The sequence below is a fragment of the Pseudomonas sp. S3_A09 genome (assembly GCF_054668065.1).
On the sequence record NZ_CP162752.1, the window covers coordinates 5,424,896 to 5,451,163 of the forward strand.

The 26,268-nt window shown below is 64.8% G+C and carries 15 protein-coding genes and 1 pseudogene; all 16 read right to left on the minus strand.

Annotated elements, in window-relative coordinates:
- Positions 1-192 precede the first annotated feature (192 nt).
- Entirely contained in the window at positions 193-1,608 is a 1,416-nt protein-coding gene (locus tag AB4N92_RS25280) for an efflux transporter outer membrane subunit (protein WP_038453228.1), read from the minus strand.
- On the minus strand, positions 1,605-4,784 hold the full coding sequence (locus tag AB4N92_RS25285; RefSeq protein ID WP_010210597.1) for an efflux RND transporter permease subunit: 3,180 nt from the start codon (positions 4,782-4,784) through the stop codon (positions 1,605-1,607). Before AB4N92_RS25285 ends, AB4N92_RS25280 begins: the two co-directional genes overlap by 4 nt.
- Before the next feature lie 15 nt (positions 4,785-4,799).
- Positions 4,800-6,041 carry a multidrug efflux RND transporter periplasmic adaptor subunit MexE gene (gene mexE / locus AB4N92_RS25290; protein WP_045792196.1) on the minus strand — a complete coding sequence of 414 codons (1,242 nt, stop codon included), beginning with the start codon at positions 6,039-6,041 and terminating at the stop codon, positions 4,800-4,802.
- A gap of 450 nt (positions 6,042-6,491) precedes the next feature.
- Positions 6,492-7,859 (minus strand): isochorismate synthase, encoded by a 1,368-nt coding sequence (locus tag AB4N92_RS25295; RefSeq protein ID WP_010210595.1) that lies wholly within the window; start codon positions 7,857-7,859, stop codon positions 6,492-6,494.
- On the minus strand, positions 7,856-8,164 hold the full coding sequence (locus tag AB4N92_RS25300; protein ID WP_010210594.1) for an isochorismate lyase: 309 nt from the start codon (positions 8,162-8,164) through the stop codon (positions 7,856-7,858). The genes AB4N92_RS25295 and AB4N92_RS25300 overlap by 4 nt, the downstream gene beginning before the upstream one ends.
- Entirely contained in the window at positions 8,161-8,919 is a 759-nt protein-coding gene (locus AB4N92_RS25305) for a thioesterase II family protein (RefSeq protein ID WP_010210593.1), read from the minus strand. Before AB4N92_RS25305 ends, AB4N92_RS25300 begins: the two co-directional genes overlap by 4 nt.
- On the minus strand, positions 8,916-10,514 hold the full coding sequence (locus AB4N92_RS25310) for a (2,3-dihydroxybenzoyl)adenylate synthase (RefSeq protein WP_044287149.1): 1,599 nt from the start codon (positions 10,512-10,514) through the stop codon (positions 8,916-8,918). Before AB4N92_RS25310 ends, AB4N92_RS25305 begins: the two co-directional genes overlap by 4 nt.
- Positions 10,507-11,226 carry a VOC family protein gene (locus AB4N92_RS25315; protein ID WP_031290816.1) on the minus strand — a complete coding sequence of 240 codons (720 nt, stop codon included), beginning with the start codon at positions 11,224-11,226 and terminating at the stop codon, positions 10,507-10,509. Before AB4N92_RS25315 ends, AB4N92_RS25310 begins: the two co-directional genes overlap by 8 nt.
- Positions 11,223-12,368, minus strand: coding sequence for a Gfo/Idh/MocA family oxidoreductase (locus AB4N92_RS25320; RefSeq protein ID WP_010210589.1), 1,146 nt, complete (start codon positions 12,366-12,368; stop codon positions 11,223-11,225). Before AB4N92_RS25320 ends, AB4N92_RS25315 begins: the two co-directional genes overlap by 4 nt.
- Entirely contained in the window at positions 12,365-13,543 is a 1,179-nt protein-coding gene (locus tag AB4N92_RS25325) for a cytochrome P450 (protein WP_236267313.1), read from the minus strand. The genes AB4N92_RS25320 and AB4N92_RS25325 overlap by 4 nt, the downstream gene beginning before the upstream one ends.
- A complete protein-coding gene (locus tag AB4N92_RS25330; protein WP_044287151.1) occupies positions 13,540-15,210 on the minus strand; it encodes a class I SAM-dependent methyltransferase in 1,671 nt (556 codons plus the stop codon). The genes AB4N92_RS25325 and AB4N92_RS25330 overlap by 4 nt, the downstream gene beginning before the upstream one ends.
- Complete coding sequence (locus AB4N92_RS25335; RefSeq protein WP_010210584.1) at positions 15,207-16,241, minus strand: class I SAM-dependent methyltransferase; 1,035 nt, start codon at positions 16,239-16,241, stop codon at positions 15,207-15,209. The genes AB4N92_RS25330 and AB4N92_RS25335 overlap by 4 nt, the downstream gene beginning before the upstream one ends.
- A complete protein-coding gene (locus tag AB4N92_RS25340; RefSeq protein WP_010210583.1) occupies positions 16,238-17,341 on the minus strand; it encodes a saccharopine dehydrogenase NADP-binding domain-containing protein in 1,104 nt (367 codons plus the stop codon). Before AB4N92_RS25340 ends, AB4N92_RS25335 begins: the two co-directional genes overlap by 4 nt.
- On the minus strand, positions 17,335-19,080 hold the full coding sequence (locus AB4N92_RS25345) for an ABC transporter ATP-binding protein (protein WP_021492003.1): 1,746 nt from the start codon (positions 19,078-19,080) through the stop codon (positions 17,335-17,337). Before AB4N92_RS25345 ends, AB4N92_RS25340 begins: the two co-directional genes overlap by 7 nt.
- Positions 19,077-20,810, minus strand: a complete 1,734-nt coding sequence (locus AB4N92_RS25350) for an ABC transporter ATP-binding protein (RefSeq protein WP_010210581.1) — start codon at positions 20,808-20,810, stop codon at positions 19,077-19,079. Before AB4N92_RS25350 ends, AB4N92_RS25345 begins: the two co-directional genes overlap by 4 nt.
- A pseudogene (locus AB4N92_RS25355) lies at positions 20,807-26,262 on the minus strand (non-ribosomal peptide synthetase). The gene AB4N92_RS25350 and the pseudogene AB4N92_RS25355 overlap by 4 nt, the downstream one beginning before the upstream one ends.
- Between the last annotated feature and the right edge of the window lie 6 nt (positions 26,263-26,268).

A 26,268-nucleotide genomic window follows, 5' to 3' on the forward strand; every position in this document is an offset into this window, starting at 1 on the left:
CTTCCGTAGTTCAGCACCAACGTTTGATAAAGATTGCATCAGTTTTTTGTAGTATGGCCGAAAGGATGCCATAGGCGAGCAGCTTGATGCCATGGTGATGTCGCTGTGGCTATGTCAAAAAAAGCCCCGTGACCGAATGGACCACGGGGCAAAAAATTGGCTGGATGCGACCAACCAAAGGAGCTCTTTACATCACTTGGCGCTGGCGACCACCGTATCCGGCTGCCAGCCGCCCCCCAGCGCTTTGTAGATCGCGACAATCCCGCGATACAAATCCACTTCGGCCTGGGCCTGGGAGTCTTCGGCGGCCAGGCGCTCACGTTGTGCGTCCAGCAGCACCAGGAAGTCCACGGTGCCTTCGCGGTAGCGGATCGCGGCCAGGTCGGCGGCGGCGCGGCTGGATTCGCTTTGGCGGATCAACGAAACCAGGCGTTGCTGACGTTTGCCGTAGTCGCTGAAGGCGTTTTCGGATTCTTCCAAGGCCAACAGGACTTGCTGCTCGTAGGTCGCCAGGGCGCCGTCCGCCTCGGCATCGGCGCCGCGCAAACGGGCGCGCACGCTGCCCAGGTCAAATGCTGCCCAGGTGATGCTTGGGCCCAGGGCCCAGGCATTCGCGGCGGACGAGCCGATCTGCGAGCCTCGCCCGGCGGTAAAGCCGAGGAAGCCGCTGAGGCTGACCCGGGGGAACAGGTCGGCCTTGGCCACGCCGATACGCGCCGTGGCAGCAGCCAGTTTACGTTCGGCGCTGAGGATGTCCGGGCGACGTTGCAGCAATTGCCCTGGATCGCCAATCGGCAACGCCTTGGCAATTGCCGGCAGGTTTTTCGGGCCCAGGTCGACGCTGAGCTTGTCGGGACGCTGGCCGAGGAGGGTGGCGATGCGGTTACGCTCGCGCACTTGTTCGGCTTGCAGTTGCGGCACGCTGGCCTCAACCGCCGCGAGACGCGCGTCGGCACGCTCCACGTCGAGCTGGTCGCCCACACCGGCATCCCGCAGGCTGACGGTGATGGTGCGCGATTCCTGCTGGTTCTTCAGGTTGTCCAGGGCAATGCGTTCACGCAGTTGCGCGCCACGCAGTTGGCCGTAGGCGTCCACCAGTTCGGCAATCATGGTGACTTGCAGCTGGTACAAATCAGCCTCGGCGGCCTGCTGGTCGGCGTCGGTGGCTTCCAGGTTGCGCTGGATGCGACCGAACAGGTCCAGTTCCCAGGCCATGTCCAGGCCGAGGTCATAACGCTCACTGTTAACGCGCTTGGTGGTCTGGCCCGGGATTTGCCCCTTGGCCAGGTCACTGCTGGCACGGCTGGTGATGGTCGGCATGGCGTCATTGCTGGCGTCATCGCGGATCGCCCGTGCCGCCCGCAGGCGAGCAAAGGCGACGCGCAGATCCCGGTTACCTTGAAGCGCCTGGGTTACCAGTTGGTTGAGGGTCGGGTCCTCGAACTGTTGCCACCAGATGCCTTCGAACTTGGCGTGGTCATACTGCTTGGCATCGGCAGCGGCCGTGATATTGGCCGCCTCCGGTGTCTGGGTTTTGTAGTCCGGGCCCACGGCACAGGCGCTCAGCGCCAGTACCAACAAGCTCGGCAGGAATACTTTCACACTCATTGCTGTGTCTCCAGCTTCAAGGCCTTGGCCGCTTTGCGCGCTTCGCTGCGCTCTACATAGCGACGGATCAGTACGTAGAACACTGGCGTCAGCAACAGACCGAAGAAGGTCACACCGATCATCCCGGAGAACACCGCCACGCCCATGGCATGACGCATCTCGGCACCGGCACCGCTGGACAACACCAGTGGCACCACACCCATGATGAAGGCGAACGAGGTCATCAGGATCGGCCGCAGACGCAGACGGCAGGCTTCCAGTACCGCAGCGAGCGGATCGAGGCCTTCTGCCTGTTTGTCCTTGGCGAACTCGACAATCAGAATCGCGTTCTTACAGGCCAGGCCTACCAGAACGATCAAGCCGATCTGGGTGAAGATGTTGTTGTCGCCACCCGAGATAATCACCCCGGTAATCGCCGACAGCAGTGTCATCGGTACGATCAGGATCACCGCCAATGGCAGGCTCCAGCTTTCGTATTGGGCGGCCAGTACCAGGAACGCCAGCAGTACGCAGAGCGGGAACACGAACAGCGCAGTGTTACCTGAGAGGATTTGCTGATAGGTCAGGTCAGTCCACTCGTAGGTCATGCCGTTGGGCAGTTCTTCTTTCAGCAGTTTCTCGATCGCCGCTTCAGCCTGGCCCGAGCTGTAGCCCGGTGCAGCGTTGCCGTTGATTTCAGCGGTGATGAAGCCGTTGTAGTGCATCACGCGGTCCGGGCCCGAGGTGTCGCTGACCTTGATGAAGGTCGCCAACGGGATCATCTCGCCTTTGTTGTTGCGCACTTTCAGCTGGCCGATCTGGTCTTCATCCAGGCGGAACTGCTGCTCAGCCTGCACGTTGACCTGGTAGGTCCGGCCGAAGCGGTTGAAGTCGTTGGCATACAACGAACCCAAGTAGATCTGCAGGGTATCGAAGATGTCGCTGATCGCCACGCCGTGGGTCTTGGCCTTTTCACGGTCGATGGCGGCATCGACCTGGGGCACGTTGACCGTGTAGCTGGTGAACAGGCCGAACAGCTCCGGCGTGGTACGGCTCTTGGTGATGATGTTCTGCACTTCTTTGTACAGCTCGTCGTAACCCAGGTTGCCACGGTCTTCGATCTGCAGGCGGAAACCACCAATCGTACCCAGGCCCTGTACCGGCGGCGGTGGGAAGATCGCCATGTAGGCTTCCTGGATGTCGCTGTATTTACCGTTCAACGCGCCGGCAATCGCACCGGCTGACATGCTCGGGTCTTTACGTTCGTCGAACGGTTTCAAGGTCACGAACACGATGCCGCTGTTCGGGCTGTTGGTGAAACCGTTGATCGACAAGCCCGGGAAGGCTACGGCAGCTTCCACACCCGGTTGTTTCAGCGCGATGTCAGACATGCGCTTGATCACGTCTTCGGTGCGGTCCAGGCTCGCGGCGTCCGGCAATTGGGCGAAGGCCACCAGGTATTGCTTGTCCTGGGCCGGTACGAAACCGGTCGGGGTGTGGGCAAAACCGAACCAGGTCAGCACCATCAAACCGGCGTACAGGAACAGGGCGATGCCGCTGCCGCGAATCACACGGCGTACGGTGCCGACATAACCGTGGCTGGCTTTTTCGAAGAAGCGGTTGAACGGACGGAACAACCAGCCGCCGAAAATCTTGTCGAGAATCTTGGAGAAACGATCCTTCGGCGCGTCATGGCTGCGCAGCAACACCGCGGCCAGGGCAGGGGACAAGGTCAGCGAGTTGAACGCCGAGATCACCGTCGAGATCGCAATGGTCAAGGCGAATTGCTTGTAGAACTGCCCGGTCAAGCCGCTGATAAAGGCAGCTGGAATGAACACCGCACACAGCACCAGCGCCGTGGCGATGATCGGGCCGGTCACTTCGCTCATGGCTTTTTCAGTGGCCGGGAACGGGTCCAGGCCCAGTTCGATGTTCCGTTCGACGTTCTCCACCACCACGATGGCGTCGTCCACCACAATACCGATGGCCAGTACCAACCCGAACAAGGACAGCGCGTTGAGCGAGAAGCCAAACAGGTGCATCACCGCAAACGTACCAATCAAGGATACCGGCACGGCCACCAACGGAATGATCGAGGCGCGCCAGGTCTGCAGGAACAGGATCACCACCAACACAACCAGGATCAACGCTTCGAACAGGGTGTGCACCACCGCTTCGATGGAGCCGCGCACGAAGATGGTCGGGTCATAGACGATGCTGTAGTCCATTCCTTGCGGGAAGCTCTTTTTCAGCTCTTCCATCTTGCCGCGCACTTCGTTGGAGATCTCGATGGCGTTGGAGCCAGGGCGCTGGAAGATCGGGATCGCCACGGCCGGCTGGTTGTTCAGCAACGAACGCAGCGCGTATTGGCTGGAACCCAGCTCTACCCGTGCGATGTCTTTCAAACGAGTGATTTCACCGTTATCGCCGGAACGGATAATGATGTTCTCGAACTCTTCCTCGGTCACCAGGCGACCTTGGGTGTTCACCGACAACTGGAACGCGGTGGCGGTCGGGGCAGGTTGCGCACCCAGGGCGCCGGCGGCCACTTGACGGTTCTGCTCACGGATCGCGGTCACCACATCGGTGGCCGTCAGGTTGCGCGAAGCGGTCTTGTTCGGGTCCAGCCACACCCGCAGCGAATAGTCGCCCATGCCGAACAATTGCACGTCACCCACACCGCCCAGACGCGCCAACTCATCCTTCACGTTGAGCAGGGCGTAGTTGGACAGGTACAGCATGTCGTAGCGCTGATCCGGAGAGGTCAAGTGCACCACCATGGTCAGGTCGGGGGAGGCCTTGTCCACGGTGATACCGATGCGCGTCACTTCCTCAGGCAGTTTCGGCTGAGTCCGGGTCACGCGGTTTTGCACTTGCACCTGCGCGTTGTCCAGGTCGGTGCCCAGGGCGAAGGTGATGGTCAGGGTCAGCTTGCCGTCGGCGGTCGACTGCGAGGACATGTACAGCATGTTCTCGACGCCGGTGATGGCTTGCTCCAACGGAGCGGCCACGGTTTCACCAATGACTTTGGGGTTGGCGCCCGGGAAGTTGGCGCGTACCACGACGGTCGGCGGCACCACTTCCGGGTATTCGCTGATCGGCAGTTGGAACAGCGAGATCGCACCGGCGATCAGGATCAGCAGCGAGAGCACTGCTGCGAAGATCGGCCGCGAAATGAAGAACTTGGAAAAATTCATCTTGAGTCGTATCCCTTAACCGCGTGGGGTCGCAGCGCTGGCAAGTTTCGGCGCGGCTTTATCCGGCGCCACTTGTTCCAGATTGCTGGCTTCAAGCGCTTGTCGTTGTTGGGCCAAGGCGGCGAGGGTTTCCTTGCTGGCCATCGGAATGGTTTCCGGGGCGACCGGCGACCCTGGGCGCACGCGCTGCAGGCCCTTGACGACGATGGTGTCTTCTTTGTTGAGGCCACTGCGCACGATGCGCAAACCCTCGATCTTCGGCCCCAGTTCCACTGAGCGATAAGCCGGCTTGTCGCCTTCCATCACCAGCACGAACTTCTTGCCGAGGTCGGTGCCGACGGCTTCGTCGTTGATCAACACGGCGGAGTAGGTGCCGCTGCCAACCAGCTTCAAGCGGGCATACAGGCCAGGGGTGAATTCGCCTTTGCTGTTGTCGAACACGGCGCGACCACGGATGGTACCGGTGGCCGGGTTGACCTGGTTGTCGACGAAGTTCATCTGGCCCTGGTGCGGGTTGCCGGTCTCGTTGGATAGGCCCAGATAAACCGGAGTGGTCGCACCGCGACGGCCTTGGCGAGCCAGTTCGGTGTACTTGAGGAACACACGCTCATCAGCGTCGAAGTAGGCGTAGACCTTGTCGGTGGAGACCACGCTGGTCAGCGCGGTGACGTCGGCGGTCACCAGGTTGCCGGCGGTGATTTCGGCACGGCTGACACGCCCGCTGATCGGCGAGGTCACACGGGTAAAGCTCAGGTTCAACTTGGCCAGGTCCAACTGCGCCTGGATCCCGGCGACGGCAGCGCGGGCTTCCTGGGCAGCGGTGGTGCGCGAGTCGGCCAGTTCGGCGGAAATCGCATTGCTCTGGCGCAGGCGCTCGCCGCGTTGGGCTTCGTTATCGCTGCGGGTGGCGGCGGCGCGGGTTTGTTGCAACTGGGCTTCAAGGCGGCGGACTTCAGCCTGGAACGGACGCGGGTCGATCTGGAACAGCAGGTCGCCTTTCTTTACCAGGGCGCCTTCGGTGAAGGCCACCTGATCGATCTGGCCGGACACGCGCGGACGGACCTGAACGGTTTCCGGGGCTTCCAGGCGACCGGTAAATTCGTCCCACTCGTTGACCGGTTGTTCCAGCACCTTGGCCACGCTGACTTTGGCAGCAGGCATGGCGGCCGCTTGTTCCGGGGTCTTGCCGCACGCGCTCATCACCACCACGGCCAAAACCGCCAGGGGGAAGCGCAAATGTTTGAGTGACTGTTCCATGAGGTGCATCCGCCAATGTATTTGAGATGGGCGGATCATGCGCGGCGCTGTGCTATGTCACGAATCGAATGAAGCAAAGGTAACTATCATTCGGAATGATATAAGCGCGAGATTAGCCCTCTAGTATGGGGGTTTCGTTAGGGAGCTATCAATGAGATTAATGGCAAAAGTCTTTTGCCGTGCGGGTAAGGAACCTGAATCGTGGCATAGAGGCTGGCGGATGCGTCGCACGATACTGCGAGCGTTATCCGCACGTCGGCATGGAGCGTCCCAGCCAAAATCCGTCAGGGGAAGGGGACGATGTGGCCGTCTCGATTGCCCGCGCGCTGCCGGAATCTGCGCAGGTCAGCCAGACGGTCCGCCCGTTGTTCTCTTGGAGGCGGGCACTGATTTGATCCTCGTCGCCATAGCCTCCGACCTCATTTATGAGGTGCTCAAAGAGGCGTCTGATTAGGGCCGGGGGGGGACGAGCAAGAGTGCCTGCTCCATGCTGGCAAGCTTGATTTGGGTCTCCTCATACTCCTCGGCAGGCTGAGAGCCCTCAACAATCCCGCACCCCGCGAACAAATGACAGTGCCGAGGGGCGATCAGCGCCGAGCGCAGAGCCACCAGGAAGTCACCGTTACCCTGTGAATCCAGCCAACCCACAGGCGCCGCATACCAGCCCCGGTCGAAGCCTTCGTGGCGACGGATGAAGTCCATGGCGGTCGCAGTTGGCAATCCACCCACCGCCGGCGTTGGATGCAGCGCGTGGATACCGTCCAGCAAACGCTTGTCCGAGTTGAGTTGCGCCATGATCGGCGTGCTCAGGTGCTGCACGTTGGCCAGCTTCAGCAGGTGGGGGGATGACGCGGCCTGGAGGTCGCTGACCTTGCCGTCCAGGGCTTGGGTAATGGTCTGCACCACCAGTCGGTGTTCATGTTGCTCCTTGGGATCGGCCAGGAGCCGTTCACCGATAGCGTGATCCTCGTTGGCCGTCATGCCACGTCGCGCGCTGCCTGCCAGGGCATGGGTGGTCAGACGACCCTCCTGACAACTGAGCAACCGTTCGGGCGTGGCACCCATGAAGCAATGCTCGCCACGGTGCAGCGCGAACAGGTGGGACGCGTTGCTGCGTGCGTGCAGACGCTGCATCACTGCTCCACTGTCGAGGGACGCGTCCAGTTGGTACTCGATATGCCGCGCCAACACCACTTTGTTCAAATCGCCAGCTGAAATGGCCTGCAATGCCCTATCGACCTTACCCTGCCATTGCCGGGAAGGCAGTGCAATGCGTTCGATGACGTCGGGCGCAGTGGCCGTCGCGGCGGGAGGGTTGAGCAATTGTGCATAGGCCGCCAGGCTGTCGCGAGCCAATGCCTGCGGGTCGCTGTCGGGTCCGACTACCCGCTGGCAGCGCAGCCAGCGGCCGTGGGCGTCTTCGCTGAGCAGCCAATGGGCCAGATGAAAACTGGCGTCAGCGAAGGCGGCCCAATGGGGGGCGCACGGCCGCTGTTCATCGAAGCGCATGCCACCCAGCAGCAACGGTGCCTTGGACCCAACGATTACCGCGTCGGCGCACAGGGCGAACCATTGGCGGTCCACGTCGAGCATGCGCCGGGGGCCGCTGGCCTCGATCTGCCAGGCGCAACCCAGGCCGAACAGCGCCAGGTCCGGCGAGTGCGTGCACCAGAAGAACCCCTGCCTGTGGGCTTCATAAAGGGCCAGGGCTTCCAGCGTCGGCGCGGCGTATGAAGAAACAGCCATGACTGGCCTTTGATACGCCACCGCACGCTGGTGCGCGGTCTGGAACACCTTGAGCAACGCGTTCTCGTTCATACCACCTTGCTCTTTTTCTGCAGCCAGAAGGCGGTCTGCTCGGCGATGTACCAGTGGATGATCTGGTTGAACAGCCCCTCGATAAACTCACCGTCCAGCCCGACCGCCTGCGCCCATTGACGGCGCTGCGGCAACATCGCTGCGACGCGCTCCGGCGCGGCGATGCTGGCCTGGTCAGGTTTGAACGCGGAGGCGGCCTTGACGTACTGCATGCGCAGGCCGAGGGCGTCGATGATCTGCTGGTCGAGGCTGTCGATGGCCTGACGAATGTCCGAAAGGCCGGTGCAGTGTTCCGGGGTTTTCATACCGAGTCTCCCTGAAGGTAGGCAGTGCGTTGCAACAGGTGATGGATCACCGGTCGTGGTTGGTGCTTGAGGTAAAAGTGGTCGCCCTCGAACAGGCGAATATCCGGGGTGTGATGGCTGAGATCGGCCCAGTCGCGGGCCTGCTCAAGGCTGACTTCCGCGTCATCACGGGCCAGCAGCACATCGAGTGGCGCCGTCAAGCGGGCAAGCTGCTTGGGCCGCCAGGTTTCGATGGCCTGGTAGTCGCTGCGCAGGGTCGGCAGGAACAGCGCACGCAGTTGCGGGTTGGCCCACAGGCCGGCGGCGTCGGCGTCCTGGCGCAGGATATCGGCGATCAGCGTGGCGTCGTCCTGGCGGTGCAGGTCACTGGGCGGTTGCCGGTGCGCAGGCGCGTGGCCCGAGACGAACACATGGGTGGCTCCACAACCTGCCGCCTGCAGGCGCACCCCCACGGCGTAGGCGAGGGCGGCGCCCATGCTGTGGCCGAATAGCAGCAAGGGCCGGGCGGGCAGCGTTTGCAGCGCTGCGGCAATGTGCATGGCCAGGCTCTCCAAGCACGGGATATGCGTTTCGTTGAAACGCTCTTCACGCCCTGGATACTGCACGGCCAACAGGTCGATATCCCCCGGCAGGTGCGCCAGCCACGGACGAAAAAAACTCGCGCTGCCCCCGGCATGCGCCAGGCACACCAAGCGCGCCCGCGCCAGTTCGCTTTCTCGCAGCACGCGCAGCCACGGCGATGCAGCGCCGTTCATAGCGCCAGCACCTGCTCTGCCAGGGCCTTGCGGTTGACCTTGCCCAGGCGCGTCAGCGGGAACTCGCGCAGCACCTGCAAGCGATCCGGCAATTTGTAGGCGGCCAGCCCACGTTCACGCAGCCAGGCGTTGATCGAGGCCAGGTCGACCTGCTCGCCGTGGGCCAGCACACAGGCGCAGCTGCGTTCCCCCAACAGCTCGTCGGCCAGGGCCACCAGCGCTACATCGCGAATCAGTGGGTGGCCGAGCAGCAGGTTCTCGATCTCTTCCACGGGGATTTTCTCGCCACCGCGATTGATCACGTCCTTGCTGCGTCCCTCGACGATCAAATGCCCTTCGGGTAGGCGCCGCACCAGGTCGCCGCTGCGGTAAAAACCGTCGGCGGTAAAGGCGCGCTGGTTCTGCTCGGCGGCGTTGTAATAGCCGCGAATGGTGTAGGGACCACGCACCAGCAATTCACCAATGGCACCAGGTGCTACCGGCTGGTCGTCGGCGTCGACGATGCGGATCTCATCGTCGGCGGTCAGCGGTAGTCCCTGGGTGTCAAACACCAACGCCTGCGGATCATCCAGCGGCGTGAAACACAGTAAACCCTCGGCCATGCCGTACACCTGTTGCAGGCCGCAGCCCAGGGCCGGGCGGATGCGTGCGGCAATCTCGGCCTTGAGCCGGGCACCGCCGACCTGCAGCCATTGCAGGCTGCTCAGGTCGTTATCGGACCATTGCGCGACTTCCAGCCACAGCAGTACCAGTGGCGGGATCAGGGCGGTGTGGGTGATGCGTTCGCGTTCGATCAGTTCGAAGGCGGTGTCCGGGCTCGGTTCCGGCGCCAGCACCAGGGTGGCACCGACGCTGAACACGCCCAGCGCACCGGGGGAGGCGAGGGGGAAGTTGTGCGCCACCGGCAATGCGGCGAGGTAACGCGTATCGGCATCGAACCCACACGCCTGGGCCGCCAGGCGCGCATTGCACGCGTAGTCATCATGGGTGCGCGGGATCAGCTTGGGCAGGCCGGTAGTGCCGCCGGACAGCAGCAACACTGCCACCCCTCGCGAATCTGGCTGCGACCATTCGCGCGGGCTGGCGACACACTGCGCCAGGGGCACAAACTCCTCGGCGGCGCCGACCACCCACACCTGTTGCAGGCTCGGCACTTGCGCACGCAGCGTGCGCGCCAACGGGCGATAGTCGAAGCCCAGATGCTGATCGACAATCACATAGGCCACCGCCTGGCTGAGGTGCGCCAGGTGCGCCAGTTCATGTTCACGATGGGCCGGCAACGCAAACACCGGAATGACGCCCAGGCGCAGCAGGGCGAAGGTCAGGCTGAAGAATTCGGCGACATTCGGTAACTGCACCAGCACCCGCTGGCCAGCCACCAGCCCGCGCTCAGCGAGACCGGCGGCCAGACAGTCGGCCTGATGGTTGAGGTCGGCGTAGGTCCAGCGCCGAGTGCCGTCTACCAACGCTTCTTTGTGCGGCGTACGCCGGGCCTGCTCGCGCAGCAGTTCGCCCAGGGGCGCGCCGCGCCAGTAGCCTTGCTCGCGGTAGCGGTGGATAAAGTCGTCGGGCCAGTCAGTACATCCATCAAGCATGGCAATCTCCTTGGGCAGTCGGGCAGCTCAACAACTGGGCGCCGTGCAAATTCAACGGGTGCGCAAGGCCGGTGATATGCACCGCTTGTACGCCGGTGTGCGTGGCCGGTTGCAGGCGCAGCAGCGGGTCATCGCCGGCCAGTAAGTTGAGGGCGGGGTGATCGTCGGGGTGTACGCCCAGAAGAATCGCGGCCAACCCGGTGGCGCCATTGGGGTGCACCCTGCGCGCCGGGTGCTGGGAAGGTGAGTAGGGCGTGACCAGGAATGGCAGGCGGTCATGGCGCGGGTACACGAAGCGAAAGCGTGTTTGACTGCCATCGGCGCAGGTGCGTCGCCAGTTCACCGTGCGCCCCATGTGCACGCCGCAGGCCGCGAGGCTCTTGAGGCGCGGCGCCAGGGCCGGGTCTTCGCACAGCAGGGCGAGGTCGCAGAAGCCTTCGCCCTGGGCGGCCCAACGCAACATGCGCCGTCCGGCCCCCCGGCCGGCGAGGCAGTCGATGGGCCACTTGAACAGCCAGGCATGCCGAGGCGTGGTCAGCAGTTCGATGATCGGCCCCTGGCTGAACCAGATGTGCGCGTGTTGCGCGCTGGCCTCGGCAGTGGCGTAAGTGACCTCGAAGCCGGCAGCGCGGAAATTCGCTACGGCCTGGTGCAGATCGCGCACCCACAGCAGCACATGGCTGCATGCGGAAGAGGGTTGGGCAGTGTTCAAAACGGCAGGGCTCCCAGCAGTTGGGCGGTGTCGTCACCGCAAGGGGGGTGTACGGCGTCGGCACGGGCCTGGAGTTCGGCCAGTGGCAGTGCACGCGGCACCGGTGGTTCGATCAGTTCAGGCATGCCGATCAGGCTGTTCATTTCGCGCCAGGCCATGGACACCTCGGTGGCCCACACACCGCTGCGCAGGCGGCGTGCGGGTTCATCGATGTCGCGACACAGCTCGCCGAGGGCGACAGTGACTGCATCGGGCCAGACCTGGTTGAACACCTGGTGGTAGCTCGCCGGGGTCTGCGGGTCGAGCACCACCATGGTCGGACCGGCCAGGCGTTCGCTGCCGGGGCCGGCCATGATCAAGCGGTCGGTGTTGTCCCGTGGGGCGTGCAGGCGCGGGTTCCAGAGCACCGGGCCATGGGTGTCACCCAGGCTCAGCACGCCGGCTTCGCAGCCCACTTCGAGGCGATGCAACAGGAAGGAATGGTTGTCCGGGTCCTGGGGGTGCACCTGGTTCTGAATGCGCAGGCTGATCGGTACACCGTTGAAACGCGCGTTGAGCCGCGTGAAGGGTTGCGTCCCGACTCCGGCACCCGGCGCTGCGAACACCCAGGGCCGCATACCCCCGGCGAGACGCCCGAGAATGTCCAGCAGCGGGTAGGCGACCTGACTGTTGCAAGCTGCGTCGATATACGCCAGCCCCTGCTGTTCGCGCAGGTACTCGGCCACGGTGAGAAAACGCCGGATCGCGAGGATATTCGGGTACAGCGTGTTCACCGCATAAGCCGCGCGGCCCTGGCGCGCGGCCTGCATGCACGCAGCGATTTCGCGGTGGTGCACCGGGTGTTCCTGGAGCACATGGATGCCCCGCCGCAGCAGGTGCTGGGCCAGCTCGCTGCCGGCGCCGCCGGTGGCGCCTGAGCGCACCACCACGCAGGCGATATCGACGTCATCCGGCACTTGCTCCACAGCCTCGTACAGCGGCACGCCATAGTGCGCGGCGCAGGCGCGGGAGTAGGCATTGCCGCGTGACAGGATGCCCACCAGTTCGTAGTCGGCTTGAGCGCGCGCCAGGGCTTGCAGGTAAATACGGCCGAACGCGGTGCCAGCAATGACCACGCGTTTGCGTACAGGCGGGCGGCTCATGACCAGGTCACCGGCAGGCAGTGGGCGCCGCGAAAAAACGTCGCGGTTTTCCATTGCACTTCGCCGCAGCGTTGCAGGTCGGGCAGGCGCACCACCAGGGCGTGCAGCGCCTCCTGCAATTCGACCCGTGCCAGGGCCGAGCCGATGCAGTGATGCAGGCCATGGCCGAAGCCGAAATGGCCGTTGGCATCCCGATGCAGGTCCAGCGCCTGCGGGTTTTCAAAGCGTGCGGGGTCATGGTTGGCGGCGCCGATGGAGGCGAACACCGCGTCGCCCTGGCGCACCAGGGTTTCACCGACCTGAATGTCTTCCAGCGCGTAGTGCACAAACATCGCCGCCGAGGCCAGCGGGATGTAGCGCAGCAGCTCTTCGACCGCCTGCGGTATCTGCTCGGGATCGGCCTTGAGCTGTTGCCACTGGGTGGGGTTGTCCAGCAGCACCTGGATGAAATTGGGGATCTGCGCGGCACTGCCTTCGTAACCGGCGACCAGGATCGCAATGCACAACAGCAGCAATTGCTCCTCGTTGAGGGACTCGCCTTTGTCGTCGGTCTGGGTCAAGGCGGTCATGAAGTCATCCCGCGGTTCGCGTCGACGCTCGGCCACCAGGCCTTTGATGTACGCGGCCAGTTCACCCAAGTGACGTTGGGTTTGGGCTGCGTCCTCGGTGCGGGTTGACAGCAGTGAATTGTTCCACACCTTGAAGCGATCACGGTCCTGAACCGGTACACCGAGCAGCTCGCAGATCAGTGCCAGGGGCAGCGGCAGGGCGTAGTCGTTGACCAGGTCGGCAGGCGGGCCGGCGGCGAGCATACGGTCGATCAACTGGTGAGCGTAATCGCGGGCGTGGGGGCGCAGGGCTTCGACGCGGCGACGGGTGAAGGCCTGGGCGGCGCGCGAGCGAATTCGCGTGAGTTGCGGCGGGTCCATCATCACGATGCCACCGGCGATGCGCGGAAACGCGCGGGGGCTGTCGTCGCGGCGAAACGCCTCGCTGCGGCTGAAGCGCCGGTCGCCCAACACCAGGCGAACATCGTCGTAGCGGGTGGCGAGCCAGGCGGGGGCGCCGATGGGCATCTGGATGCGCAACAGCCCCGGTGCCTGCTGGGCATGGCGATAGGGCTCGGCCAGCTTCAGGTCGGTGAAGCAGTTGAAAGGGTAGTCCAGTGGGGTCATGGCAAGTCCTTGGCGGTGCTGAAGTCGGGCAAATGGTCGAGCAGTTCCAGCTGCAGCGCGGGGTCTTCCAGATGGGCCTTCAGTGCGGCGCGGCTCAGGCGTTGGGCCGGGACCTGAGCTACGAATACGCGATGGCCCAGGCTCGCCAGCGGGTGTGCGGCGGCGGGCAGGCTGCGGTTGCCGTGGAAGCCGGCCCGCGCCAGTGCGCTTTGCCATTGCATTAGGTCCAGAAATGTGGCGCTGCTGAGTTGGCGCTCGTCGCTGGCCTGGTTGAGCATGAAAGCCTGGGAGGCCATCACCCAGAATGCTTCCTGGGTCGGTTCGCTGAACACCAGCCAGCCGCCCGGTTTGAGCAAAGCGAGCAGGGTGGCCAGGGAACGTTCGGTGTCGCGGGCCGCATTCAGCACGCCACCGGCGACGATCAGGTCCCAGGTCTGGCTTGGATAACCCTGGGCCAGGGCTGGGCGGTCGATATCGAACACGCCGTGGCGCACCCACGACCAGCCCTTGAGCCGCTCGGCGGCTTGCTCGCTGAAGTAGCGCGATACGTCGGTGCACAGGTAATCCACATTGGCATTGGCCAACGTGGGCAACACCGCCTGGGTGGTGGAACCGGTGCCAGCGCCGACTTCCAGCACGTGCAGCGGCACACCGGCCGGCTGGCGTGCGGCCCAGGCGCCGATCCAGTGGGCGACGGCGCGGTGCTGGTATTGCGCCGCCAGGCTTTCGCGGTACAGCGCTGTCGCGCGTTCGGTGCGGCCTTCGGGAAACAGCAGATGCACCGCCGCACATTCACCGCGCATCAACGACGGCAACTGCCGCGCATTCTCCCGCGCATAGTCGAGGGTGCCGCTGCCGCCGGTATTCCGCGCCCAGTCCACGCTCAACTGCGCCCAAATACGTTCAAGGGCGGCATCGCTCCAGGCATCTGCGTCGAGGGTGGGCTGCAACCTATCGGCGGCACGTTGCAATAGGCCCTGGGATTGCAGCACATCGAGCCAGCGTGCAATCAAAGGCCGGTGACCGGGGGCAATGCCGGCCAGCGCCAGGCTGTGTGCCACGTCATTGAGCGGTGCAGGCAGCAGCCCGCACTGCTCAAGCCCATTGAGCATGGAGAGCAACGCGGCATGGCCCAATCGGTCATTGAGTCGCACTGCCTCCCTCAGCTGTGCGGCTTCAAATTGTTGATCGAGCGCCGCCTCGGTTGCGGCCAGGTGATCGTCTACCGGCATGCTCGCGCAAGGACGCGGGACCACGAACAGCGTCTGACCGTGCAGGGCCGCGGCATTGACTTGGGGATGGTCCATCGCGCGCTCACGCCAGCGTTGATGCGCGAGCTTGATGCTGGCCAAGTCGTGCCATTGCTCCGTGAAGCCTTGGACGCTGCAATCGAGGTGCGCCGCCGCTCGCTCCGCGAGCTTCCAGTCACCGGAGCGGTTGCTGACGAACAGCAACTGTTGCAGGTGGCTGAGATCACTCAGCGCCAGCGCGGGGAAATCCAGCAGGCACTCCAGCTGTTCGGCGCTCATCATCACTACCGCGGGGCGTTGGCGCTCAAGCAAGGCCAGCAGCCGGGCGGGCGCCAACTGATGAACGCCCAAGTCGGTAAATGCAGGCAGTTGCCAGGGCGCAGTGGGCAGGTCGATCAGCAGGGTATCGACGTTCATCGGGAAACTCCTGTGGCATGGAACAGACGTTGCCCGGCGACGGCCAGCGGGTCGGTCGCGGCGGGCCATAGGTCGAGCAACTCAAAACCCGCGGCGTGCAGGGCCAGGCGCCAGGCGTCGGGTGAGAGGAACACCTCATCGGTGGCCCTTGGCGGGGCGCCGGCTGGCGGGGATAGCAACAGGTGCATGAAGGTCAGCATCGCCGGGTTGTCGGCGATGGATTCGCTGAACAGCAGGGTGCCGCCGTCGCGCAGGCAATCGCGGATTCGCGCCAGGCTGCGCGGCAGGTCGCAGGCGTTGTGCAGCACGTTGCCGGCAATTACCAGGTCCTGGCTGCGGGGTTCGATGCCTTGTTCGCTGAAGTCGCGATCGAGGTCGAGCAGGTTGAATTGCACGCCTGGCTCCAGGCGGAACTGGCGACGAGCCGCGCCGGTAAACAGGGCGCTGAGGTCGGTGAATCGATAGACCTTTTCGCGGTCTTCCAGGGCCGCGAGTACAGCGCGGGTGGTGCAGCCGGCGCCGGCGCCGAGTTCCAGCACTTGCAGCACTTCGTCGGCCTTGCCGGCCTCCCGCGCGCGGGCCGCCAGCGCCTGATTGATCGCGGCGGTGAAGTGGTTGTGCTGGTACGCACCGAGTACCGCCACCGGGTCCCCGGCAAGCACCAACAAAGGCGCCAGGGCAATCTGGTCGCGCAGCAACTCGGGCAGGCGCTCGATGACCTGGGCATGCAGTTGCGCCATGCTCGGCGGGAAGCCCAGTTCCGCATACAACTTTGGTAGATCGCCGATGGCTGCTTGTGGCGGCGTGCCGTGCCAGGCAAACCGGTCGTTGTCTTCACGCACGGCTCCGGCACGCGACAACGCCGCCAGCCAGCGCCGCACAATCCAGGCATGGCGCGGTGCCGTACCGAGGGCCTGGTTAAGGTGTTCGGCTGTTCGCCACACCTGCATCGGCAAGGCCTGCGTATGCAGGAGCACGTCAGCCATGACGCCCAGGCTCAATTGTTTCAGTGCGTTGAGGGCGGTGTTCATAGGCAACCTTCTTCGGCGTATTGCAGGTGTTCGAGCGGGTGGTCCAGCAGGTTCAGCGTGCGGATCGACGAGGTGCGTTGCAGGCGTTCAAGGCTGGCGGCGGGCGGCAAGGCGTGGGCGGCGTGATGGCAGCCGGGGCGGATTTCGCCTTCGAGCACACTCACTACGGTGATCGCCGCCATGGCGCCGGTCAGTGCCGCATTGCCGGCGCCGCTGAGTACCAGACTGCGAGTGCACGCTTGGCCGTCGCAGAGACCATCGAGTTGCAGCAACAACGTGACAAAGGGTGGCTGGCCACTGAGGTCCAACTGGCTGGCCGTGCATAAGCGTTGCACCGCTTCGGCACGCGGCAGGTTGTGCGCCTGGTCGAGGGCGTTGAGCACATGCCCGTCGGTTATCACGTTGAACCACTGGCCTGTCTCCAGGTGCAGGTCCCTGGCCAGGCGTTCGCCTTCCTCGTTCAAGTAGGGCAGCACATGCACCGGGCCGGGGAAACACGGCAGCAGCACATCGCGACGGCGCCTCAGTGCGCGGCTGCACCGGCCGTTGTGCCAGGCCGCCAAGGGCTCGCTGGAGCCGTCAACCGCACCTTGCAGGAAGTCGTCCGCGGCCACCGCCGTGAATTGGTCGCGCAGGCCGAAATAGCTGGTCAGGCCCTGCACCCGAGTGAACCCTTGCGCAGCCAGCCAGCGCGGTAGCAGGCCGGTGAGCCCCGGTTGCAGGCCCGCGCCAAGCACCGCGCTACGCCCGCGCCATAGGGCCGGGTCGAGGTGTATATCGCCGGCGGCGTCGACGTAATGTGCATCGGCTTTCAAGGCGGCCTGTGCGGCACGGTCCGCCACGCGCCAGGAGGGGCCGGCGCAATTGAGCAGCACGTCGCAGCCACGGGCGAACCTGGCCAGTGCGGGCGTGTCGTTGAAGTCCACGGCCGTCCATTGCAACCGAGCATCCGGCCATTGCTGATGCAGCCGCGCCAGGCAACGCGCGCCGGTGTGCGCGTCACGCCCGCCCAGGCGCAGGTTGTGCAGGCCCAGGCTCAACAAGGCCTGCGCGCTGGCCAGGCCGACGTCACCACTGGCACCCAGCACCCCGATCAGCATGGCTGGGCCTGCGCATTCAGGCGCCAGCCGCCGGCGCGCTGACGGTCATGCCAGAACCCGGCATAACGACCGTTGAGGCTGAGCAGTTGCGCGTGGGTGCCCGATTCCACCAGACGCCCCTGGTCCAGGACCAGGATCTGGTCGGCGGCCATGATGGTCGGCAAGCGATGGGCGATCACCAGCACGGTCGAGTTTTGCATCAGGCGCTGAATCGCGGCTTGTACGAAGGCTTCGTTGTGCGGGTCGAGCGCGGCGGTGGCTTCGTCCAGCAGCACGATGGGCGCACGCTTGAGCAACGCCCTGGCCAGTGAGACGCGCTGGCGTTCGCCCCCGGATAACGATGCGCCGCCTTCGCCCACCGGCGTGTTCCAGCCCTGGGGCAGGCGTGCGACGATTTCATCCACACCGGCCAGCCGTGCCGCTTCGGCGACGTCGCGGGCACTGGCGTCCGGGCTGCCCACGCGGATGTTCGCTTCCAGGCTGTCGTCGAACAGGTACACGTCCTGCATCACCAGCGACAGTTGCGCCATCAGCGCCTCGCTGGACTGTTCACGCACGTCCACGCCGCCGACCTTGACGCTGCCCGTGGTGGTATCGAAAAAGCGCATCAGCAGGCGAGTGACGGTGGTCTTGCCCGAACCCGAGGCGCCGACAATCGCGGTCATTGAATGGGCCGGGGCGCTGAAGGTCAGATCCTGCAGCACCGTCGGGCCACTGGGGTAGGCGAAGCTCACCTGTTCGAAGGCCAGGCTGCCCGGCGCGGACAAGGGCTGGCTGACGACGGGCTCGGGCAGCGACGGCTCACGCAGGATGCCCACCAACTGATCCAGGTCGTTGCCGGCCATGCGCAATAGACCGCTGCGTGCAGCAGCTTCGGCCAATGGCCCCACAAACCGCGCTGCCAGGGCGAGCAGGGCAACCAGCTGGATGGCATCGATTTCACCATGGGCAGCCAGGGTAATGCCCACGCCTACCAGCAGCGCGAACGCCAGCTGCACGGTCAAACCGCCAGCGAGCAGCTTGGGAAAGGTCTGCGACAGCATCGAACCACCGGCCTGCTTTTGCGCCTGATTGGCCGCCTGCAACGGCGCGTAGCCGTCCTGGGTGCGACCAAACGCGCGCAGTACTTGCTGGTAGCGGGCGAACTCCACCACCCGGTTGCCGGCCAGGGTCGCGGCGGCTTCCACCCGCGCATCGTTGCTGCCGATGGCGGCGGCCGACCAGTGATGGGCGAAGTAGATCAACGGCGCACACAGCACGGCCGTCAGGCCCAGGCGCCAGTCGAACACGAACAGGGTCAGTGCCACGGTGGCCGGCACCACTACCCCGGACACCACCGGCCCCAGGTAATGGGCAAACAAACCGGTGACCATCAACGTGCCGCTGGTGGCGCTGCGCGACAGGCGTCCAACCTTTTCCGAGTTGAACCAGCCCAGGGGCAGGCTGACCAAGTGCTGGCCGAGACGATCATGCAACGTCGTCAGCACCAGCAGAGCTAGGGCAAAACCCTTCATGGCCTGCTGGTAGTGGGCGATGCAGGTCAGCACTACCATCGCCGCCAGGCCCGCCAGCCAGGTCATGGCGCTGGGCAAGTCGCCGACGAACAGCGCGTGCAGGATCGGCACCAACAGGGCCACGGCCAGGCCTTGCAGCACGGCACTGGTCACCAGCCACGCCAGGTAACGGTAGAGACGCGAGGCATGGGGCGGGCCCAGTAAGGTCACAAGGCTACGGATCACAAAGACATCTCCAAGGCAGGGGTTTCGGCACCTGCTCGCCACATTCGGGCATAGGCGCCGTTGGCTTTCAGCAGTTGTTCATGGCAGCCGCTTTCCAGCACGCGGCCCTGGTCGAGAACGACGATCTGGTCGACCCCGCTGATGCTTGCGAGGCGATGGGCAATCACCAGCACCGTGCGACCACGTGCCAGGGCCGACAGGGCGTCCTGGATCAGCGCTTCGGATTCGGGGTCGGCGTGGGAGGTGGCTTCATCGAGGATCAACACCGGCGTGTCCGCCAGCAGGGTGCGGGCGATGGACACGCGCTGCGCTTCGCCACCGGAGAAGACCGCATCGTCGCCGATCACCGATTGATAACCCCGGGGCAGGGCCTGGATACGCGCATGAATCTGCGCCGATCGCGCCGCCGCCACGACCTCCGCATCGCTGGCGTCGGGGCGGCCGAGGCGCAGGTTATCGGCGACTGTGCCGTGCACCAGCTGCGCGTCCTGCAACACGAAGCCCACGTGTCGATACAACTGGCGCGGGTCGATCTCACGCACATCGGCGCCACCCACGCAGATGCGGCCGGCGTTGACGTCATGAAAGCGCGGCACCAGCTTGGCCAGAGTCGACTTGCCGGCACCGGATGCACCGACCAATGCGGTGACGCTGCCGGCTGGACAGTGCAAGTCGACGCCCTTGAGGATCAGGTGCTCGGCGTCGTAGCCGAACTGCACCTGTTCAAAGCGGATGTCGCTGCCTTGGGGTTGGACGCAGGCCTTGGGCGTGGGCAGTTCCTCGACGTCCAGCAGTGCTTCGATGCGATCGGCTGCTGCCAGGGCCGTGCGCTGGGCCGTGAGGCTCTGGTTGATCACCAGCAGCGATTGCGGGATGACCACCGCTACCAGGGTTTCGGCGAACAGTTCCAGCGGCGTGATCCAGCCGTACGCCAGCAACAGGCTGCCGACCCCCAGGCTTACCAGCAGGATCACCGGCACACTCAGGGCCATCGAAGAAAAGGCTTCCAGGCGCAGCAGCGGCCTGACCCAGCCGGCGTACTGCTCGCTGAACTGGTTGACCGCCTGCTGATAGCTGCGATGCGCCTGGCCGACCTGGCCGAACGCTTTGACCACGGCAATGCCGTGCACGAACTCGACAATTGCCGCGCTGACCCGGGTCATGCTCTTGTCCAGCAACTGCATCTTGGCGCCGAAGCCGCGCATCATCAGGGTGTAGGCCACTGCGTAGATGGGCAGCGTCAGCACCGCCAGCAGCGCCAGCCGCCAGTTCAGCGTGGCCAGCCACAGCAAGCCCGCCAGCGGGGTGACGATGGCCGCGGTGAGTTCCACCGCATGGTGGGCGACCAGGTGGTGCAGGTCTTCGAGGTCATCCTGCACCACCTTGCGCACGGCGCCGGAGGTGGTGTCGGTGTACCAGCCCAACGGCACGCGCCCGAGCTTGTGCACCATGGCTTCGCGCAAACTCGATTGCAGCCGGTGGTCAGCCACATGGGTCAACCACAGCGCCACGCCGCTGGCCATCCACCCTACGCTCAGGGCGATCACCACCAGCGCGGCCCACAGCCACAGGGTTTGGCTGTCGGCGCTGCCGGCCAACAGCAAGCGGCCCAGTTCGGTGAGGCCGATAAAGGGCACCAGGTTTACCAATGCGCCGAGGGCGGCGAACGCCACACCGAGGCGGATGAGGCGATTGACCGGGCGTTTCAGGGTATCCAGGGCAGTGGTCATGAGTTTTTCCGAAGGGCCTCAAGCAGGTGCCCAGTAACGGTGTGGACGTGGGGCGGTTCGATCACGCTGAAATGGTTGCCGGGCACGTCGATCAACTCGAAGCGGCCCAGGCAGGCGTCTTCCCAGAACGGCGCGGCCAGATGACCGACGCCGCCGGTGATACCAAACGATTGCTGCTCCAGGCAGCGCAGGTAGGTCATGTTGCCGAGGAACGGCGGCGGGTCGAATCGCGCCGCACGCATGCTGTGGCGGCACACGCGGAACAGCGTCGGCACCAGTTCGGCGCCGATCGGTACGCCGGCCTGGCCTGAGGCCAGGTGCGCGTATTCGGCCAGGCGCTCCTCCTGGCTGCGCGCCGATTGCTGTTGTACCGCCAGCGCCAGCGCGTCCAGCCCCGGATCGCCGCTCAACGCCGCCATGGCCCCGGCCGGCACGCGGCGGTTGTCGCGTGCCATCAACAGGTCGATGGCACGGTACACGTCGTAGTCTTCGATGTGCGCACCGAACACGGTTTTCACCGGGTCCAGGTTCAGGTTGGGCACGAAGATCGCCTCGTAGGCCAGTTCTTCGTCGGTGTCGATGAACATCGGGATGCTGTCGATCAGGCTCAAGTCGACCACCTCCATGCCGCGTTCGAGCAAGCGTCGGGCAACCTCAGTGGCCAGCAGGCCGCCGAGGCAGTAGCCGATCAGCTGGAAACGTTGATGGCCGTCGGCAATCAAGCGCTCGGCGTAGTCCTCGGCCACGCTCTCGATCAGGCGTTTGGGCTCCAGCGCCAGGTACTGTTCGGTGTCCGCCACGGCAAAGCCAATCACCGGACCCGCCTGCTGGTCGGCAAGGGCGCGGCCCAGGTGCTGGAAATAATCCAGGGTGCCGAGGGCCGCATGGAACATCACCCGCACCGGGCCGGCCTCACCCCCGCCAAACGGTACCACCAGCGCGTTGCTGCGGGATGAGCGTTGCGCTTCACCGCTGGCGGCAACTCGGGCCGGCGTGGTTTTGCCCTGATTGAGCAGGCGCGCGAGGGCGGCGACATTCGGCTCATTGAGCATCTGCCGCAACAAGGTGTCGTAGCTCAGGCTTTGGGCTTGGGGCAGTTGCTCACGCAGTTGGCCGGCGACACGGGCGAGGATCAGCGAGTCGGCGCCTTTTTCATAGAAGCTGTCCTCGACGCCGATCTGCGCCAGCCCCAGGGCGTCGGCCCATACGCGACACAACTCGGCGGTGAGCGGATCGCTCGGCGCTTCTTGACTGCTGGAGGCCTGGGCATCGGCGGCAGGGCGCCAGCCGGCCAACGTCTTGCGGTCGACCTTGCCGTTGGCGGTCAGCGGCAAACGGTCGAGTACCTGCAGGTGCGCTGGCAGCATGTAGTCCGGCAGGCGCTGGGCCAGGGCGCGGCGTAGGCTGTCGACACTCAGACGCTGCACGCCGGCCTTGAAGCGCGCGGCGAATACCTGCATGCCGAGGGCGGCCAGCGGGTGGTCGGCCTGGGGCAGGGCAGGCAGGCATTCGCCACCGAAGGCCTTGACCCGCGCCTGCCAGATATCGGCGTCACGTAGACCACTTCGGCCCTGGTCGTGGTCGCCATTGACCGGCGTCATCATGAAGCCCTGGGTCAGCAGGATCGGCGGCCACTCACCGGTGGGTTCGCTGAACACCAGCCAACCGCCGGGACTGAGCAATTCGGTGATCTGGCCGAGGGCGTTATCGATGTCTTTGACGCTGTTGAGCATGCCCGCACACAGCACGATATCCACGCTGTTGCTGGCCAGACCCTGAGGGCGGATGTCCTGGTCGATGTCCAACACGCCATAGCGCACCCAGGCCTGTTCAGCAAAGCGTTGCTTGGCCGCCGGCAGGAAAAACGCGGTCATGTCGGTAAACAGGTAGTCGACTTCCAGCCCATCGAGCAAGCCGATGACCGGCGCGCTGGTGGCGCCAGTACCGGCGCCAATTTCGAGGATGCGCAGCGGGCCATCGCCTTGATGGTGGGTGGCCAGGCGATTGATCAGCGCAGCAATGCAGTGGTTGTTGTAGCGCGACACCGCGTCACCGCCATACAGCTGCAATGCCAAGTCCAGTTGGCCTTGGGGGAACAGCAGGTCGAACGGGTTGACCTCGCCCTTGAGCAGTTGCGGCAGTTGCCCCACATGCTTGAGCTGGTAGTCGAGCAGCGCCTGGCTGCACAGCCCCGAGGCGACCGCCTGTTCCACCCGGCCCCACGCCAGTGCCGGGTTGGGCGCGGGTTGCGCGAGGCGGTAGTGCGAGTGGGTGTAGCGCAGCAAACCAGCCTCGCACAGCGCGCCCAACCAGCGGCGTACCAGCCAATGGTGACGCGGCTCGGCGTGCAAGGCGTGCAGGATTGTGCCAGCGTCCGGTTCGGCCCGTTCGCCGCTGAACAGGCCGGCTTTGAGCAACACCTCCAGCATTGAACTCAATGCGGCGGCACTCAGGTCAGCCTGATACTCGCGCACCTGTTGCGCGTCGAAACTACCCACCTGGCTGTCGGCATAGCGTTTGACCGCCGTAAGCAACGACGCGCCTGGAAGCGGCTCGGGTTCGGCGCGTGCGGCGGTGACGAACGCCAACAGGTCGCCACTGACCAGGCTGACCGCACTGTCCACGCCGGGGGTGGCGAGCAGTGCAGCCTCAACCTCACCCAGCTCCACCCGGTGCCCGCGAATTTTCACCTGGCCGTCTTCACGGCCCAGGAATTCCAGTTCACCCCCCGGCAGGTAGCGGCCACGGTCACCGGTGCGGTACAGGCGCTGACCGTCGAGCGGATGAGGAAAAAAGCGTGCGTCACTCAAATCCATATCGCCCAGGTAGCCCTGGGCCAGGCCGACACCGGTGATATACAGGTCGCCCGGCACCCAGGTCGGTGCATCGCGCCAGTGGTGGTCGAGTACCCGAAAGCCTTGGTTGGCCAACGGCAGGCCGTAGGGAATGCTGCGCCACGCTGGGTCGATGGCGCCGATAGGGTGCAGGTTCGACCAGATCGAGGCTTCAGTGGCGCCGCCCAGGCCCACCAGTTTCAGTTCGGGCAGCAGCGCCTTGAGTTGGGGGGCAGATTCAGCGGGATCCAGTCACCGGAGAGCAAGGCCAGGCGCAGGCTGTCCAGTGGGCGGGGTTCGGCGTGCAGATAGTCGGCGAGCATGTGCAACTGTGCCGGTACCGAGTTCCACAGCGTGACCTGATGGCGCTGCACCAGCTCGGCCCAATGCGATGGGTCGGCGCCGCGTGCGGGGTCGGGCAGCACCAGGGTTCCGCCCACGGCGAGGGGACCGAACAGGTCATACACCGATAGGTCGAAACTCAACTGCGCCAGGCCCAGTACGCGGTCATCGGCGTTGACCTCGAAGCGTCGGTTGATGTCTTGCACGGTATTGAGTGCGGCACGATGGCTGATCATCACGCCTTTGGGCTCGCCGGTGGAGCCGGAGGTGTAGATCACGTAGGCAAGGTGATCGGGGCTGCCTTCGAGCAGCTCGAAATCCGCGCCTGCCGAGGGCAGCCGGTCCACGCTGTGCCACTGCGATGTCTCGGGCAACGGCGTATGGGGCTGCGCCAGGGAATGCCCCAGCACATGCCGCACCTTGGCGCTGCGCAGTACGCGGTCGCGGCGTGCGGCCGGAGCGTTGCTGTCCAGGGGCAGGTAGGCGGCGCCGGCGAGCAACACGCCGTAGGCTGCCACCACCTGGTCGAGTCCCTTGGGCATCAGGATCGCCACCGGTTCCTGCGCGTCGCATCCCGCCTCACGCAGGGCTGACGCCACCGCCAGCGCGCGTTCGGCAAGGGCGGCGTAGGTCAGGCTGCCACTGGCATCGATCACCGCCAGGGCGTGGGGATGTTCCCAGGCCATGGCCAGCAGGCCGTCATGCAGACGGCCGGTGGGCAACGGGGCGGCGGTAGCATTCGCCGCCAAGCGTTCACGCTGCTGCCAGGCCGGCAGCGGCACTTGCACCGGATGTTCCCAGGCTGCCGGGTCCAGGGCCAGCAACTGCAATTCGGCGACGAACGCCTGCTGCATGTCGTCCACCAGGCCGTCGGGAAACACGCCCTGGCGCACGTCCCAATGAATGTGCAGGCCATTGGCGTCATCCATCACCTGGCAATCGAGGGTGACTTGCGGCGTCTGGGTGATGCCGTGGCCAACCCGGCGTTGACTGGCCGGCGGCGCCTCAATCCCCAGGCCGATGGCGCTGGTGAAGACCACCGGCATGGCCGCCGCTTCACGCCCGCGGCGGCGACCGATTTCGCGCATGACCTGGATGCCGGAGAACAACCGGTGCTCCAGGTCGGTAAACAATTGGTTGCCCAACTGGCGTGCCTGGGCGGTGAAGTCCAGGCCCTCGGGATCGTTGACCTGCAACAGGCTGACCGAGGTGAAGTCGCCCACCAGGCGATCCACCTGTGGATGCAGCGGCAGGCGGTTGAGCAATGTCAGGTTGAGGCTGAAGGCGGGTTGCTGGCTCCAGCGTTGCAAGGTCGCGGCATAGGCTGCCAGCACTACGATCGATGGGGTGAGGCTACGTTCGCTGGCTGCGCTTTTCAGGGCAGCCCATGGCCGCGGCTCAAGCCACGCCGAGTGTCGCTGGAACCGTGGCTCGCGGGTGTCTTCGCCGCTCAGGGGCGTCGGCAGTTGCGGTGCGGCGGGCAATGCGTCGATGCGTGTCAGCCAGTAATCACGGTCGCGTTGGTGGCGGCTGCCTTCGAGCAAACTGCGCTCGGCCAGCAGGTAGTCGCGAAAGGTGATGTCGAGGGCTGGCAAGGCTGCCTGGGGATTCTGCAGCAACAGTTCCAGCTCATTGAACAGCAGCTGCGCGCTGGCCCAGTCGGCGATCAGGGAGTCCATGGAGAAGTGCAGTGTGTCGCCGTTGTCACTGCGGCTCAGGCGCAGCTCAAACAGCGGCCAGACCTCGGTGGGGTAAAGCTTCTGCTCCATGGCCTGGCGAATCTGTTGCACCGTATGCTGGTGCTGCGCGCGGGTGGCGCCACGCAGGTCGGCAATGGTCAGCGAATAGTGGGCGACGTCGGCCAGCACCCGCTGCGAGCCTTCACTGGCGATCACCGCGCGCAGCATGTCGTGGCGAGCGATCAAGCGGTTCCAGGCCAGCTCCACCTGCTGTGGGTCCAGGCTTGGCCAGCTCAGTTCCAGATAGCCATGGCAGGCCACATTACCGTAGCCGAAGGACGATTGGCGGCCCAGCAGGTAGGCGTTCTGCACATCGGTGAGAGGGAAGGGCGTGTGGCGTTGCGCCGGATCAGCCAGCACGAGCGGGCGTTCCTGTGTCTCTAGCAAGTGCAGGATCTGTTGCTTGTGTTCGCGCAATTGCGCCAGGCGCTCGGTGTCGAGCAGGCCCTGGGGTGCACGGAATTTCAGTTGTCCGTCCTGGGGCCAGAGTTCGACGCCCAGGGATTTGAGTTCGCTTAGCAGTTTGGCGGCGGGCATGGGTAC

Excerpts from the sequence above, each read along its gene's own strand:
- AB4N92_RS25280 (WP_038453228.1), bottom strand. The coding sequence starts at position 1,608 with ATGAGTGTGAAAGTATTCCTGCCGAGCTTGTTGGTACTGGCGCTGAGC.
- AB4N92_RS25285 (WP_010210597.1), bottom strand. The coding sequence starts at position 4,784 with ATGAATTTTTCCAAGTTCTTCATTTCGCGGCCGATCTTCGCAGCAGTG.
- mexE (WP_045792196.1), bottom strand. The coding sequence starts at position 6,041 with ATGGAACAGTCACTCAAACATTTGCGCTTCCCCCTGGCGGTTTTGGCC.
- AB4N92_RS25295 (WP_010210595.1), bottom strand. The coding sequence starts at position 7,859 with ATGAACGAGAACGCGTTGCTCAAGGTGTTCCAGACCGCGCACCAGCGT.
- AB4N92_RS25300 (WP_010210594.1), bottom strand. The coding sequence starts at position 8,164 with ATGAAAACCCCGGAACACTGCACCGGCCTTTCGGACATTCGTCAGGCC.
- AB4N92_RS25305 (WP_010210593.1), bottom strand. The coding sequence starts at position 8,919 with ATGAACGGCGCTGCATCGCCGTGGCTGCGCGTGCTGCGAGAAAGCGAA.
- AB4N92_RS25310 (WP_044287149.1), bottom strand. The coding sequence starts at position 10,514 with ATGCTTGATGGATGTACTGACTGGCCCGACGACTTTATCCACCGCTAC.
- AB4N92_RS25320 (WP_010210589.1), bottom strand. The coding sequence starts at position 12,368 with ATGAGCCGCCCGCCTGTACGCAAACGCGTGGTCATTGCTGGCACCGCG.
- AB4N92_RS25325 (WP_236267313.1), bottom strand. The coding sequence starts at position 13,543 with ATGACCCCACTGGACTACCCTTTCAACTGCTTCACCGACCTGAAGCTG.
- AB4N92_RS25330 (WP_044287151.1), bottom strand. The coding sequence starts at position 15,210 with ATGAACGTCGATACCCTGCTGATCGACCTGCCCACTGCGCCCTGGCAA.
- AB4N92_RS25335 (WP_010210584.1), bottom strand. The coding sequence starts at position 16,241 with ATGAACACCGCCCTCAACGCACTGAAACAATTGAGCCTGGGCGTCATG.
- AB4N92_RS25340 (WP_010210583.1), bottom strand. The coding sequence starts at position 17,341 with ATGCTGATCGGGGTGCTGGGTGCCAGTGGTGACGTCGGCCTGGCCAGC.
- AB4N92_RS25350 (WP_010210581.1), bottom strand. The coding sequence starts at position 20,810 with ATGACCACTGCCCTGGATACCCTGAAACGCCCGGTCAATCGCCTCATC.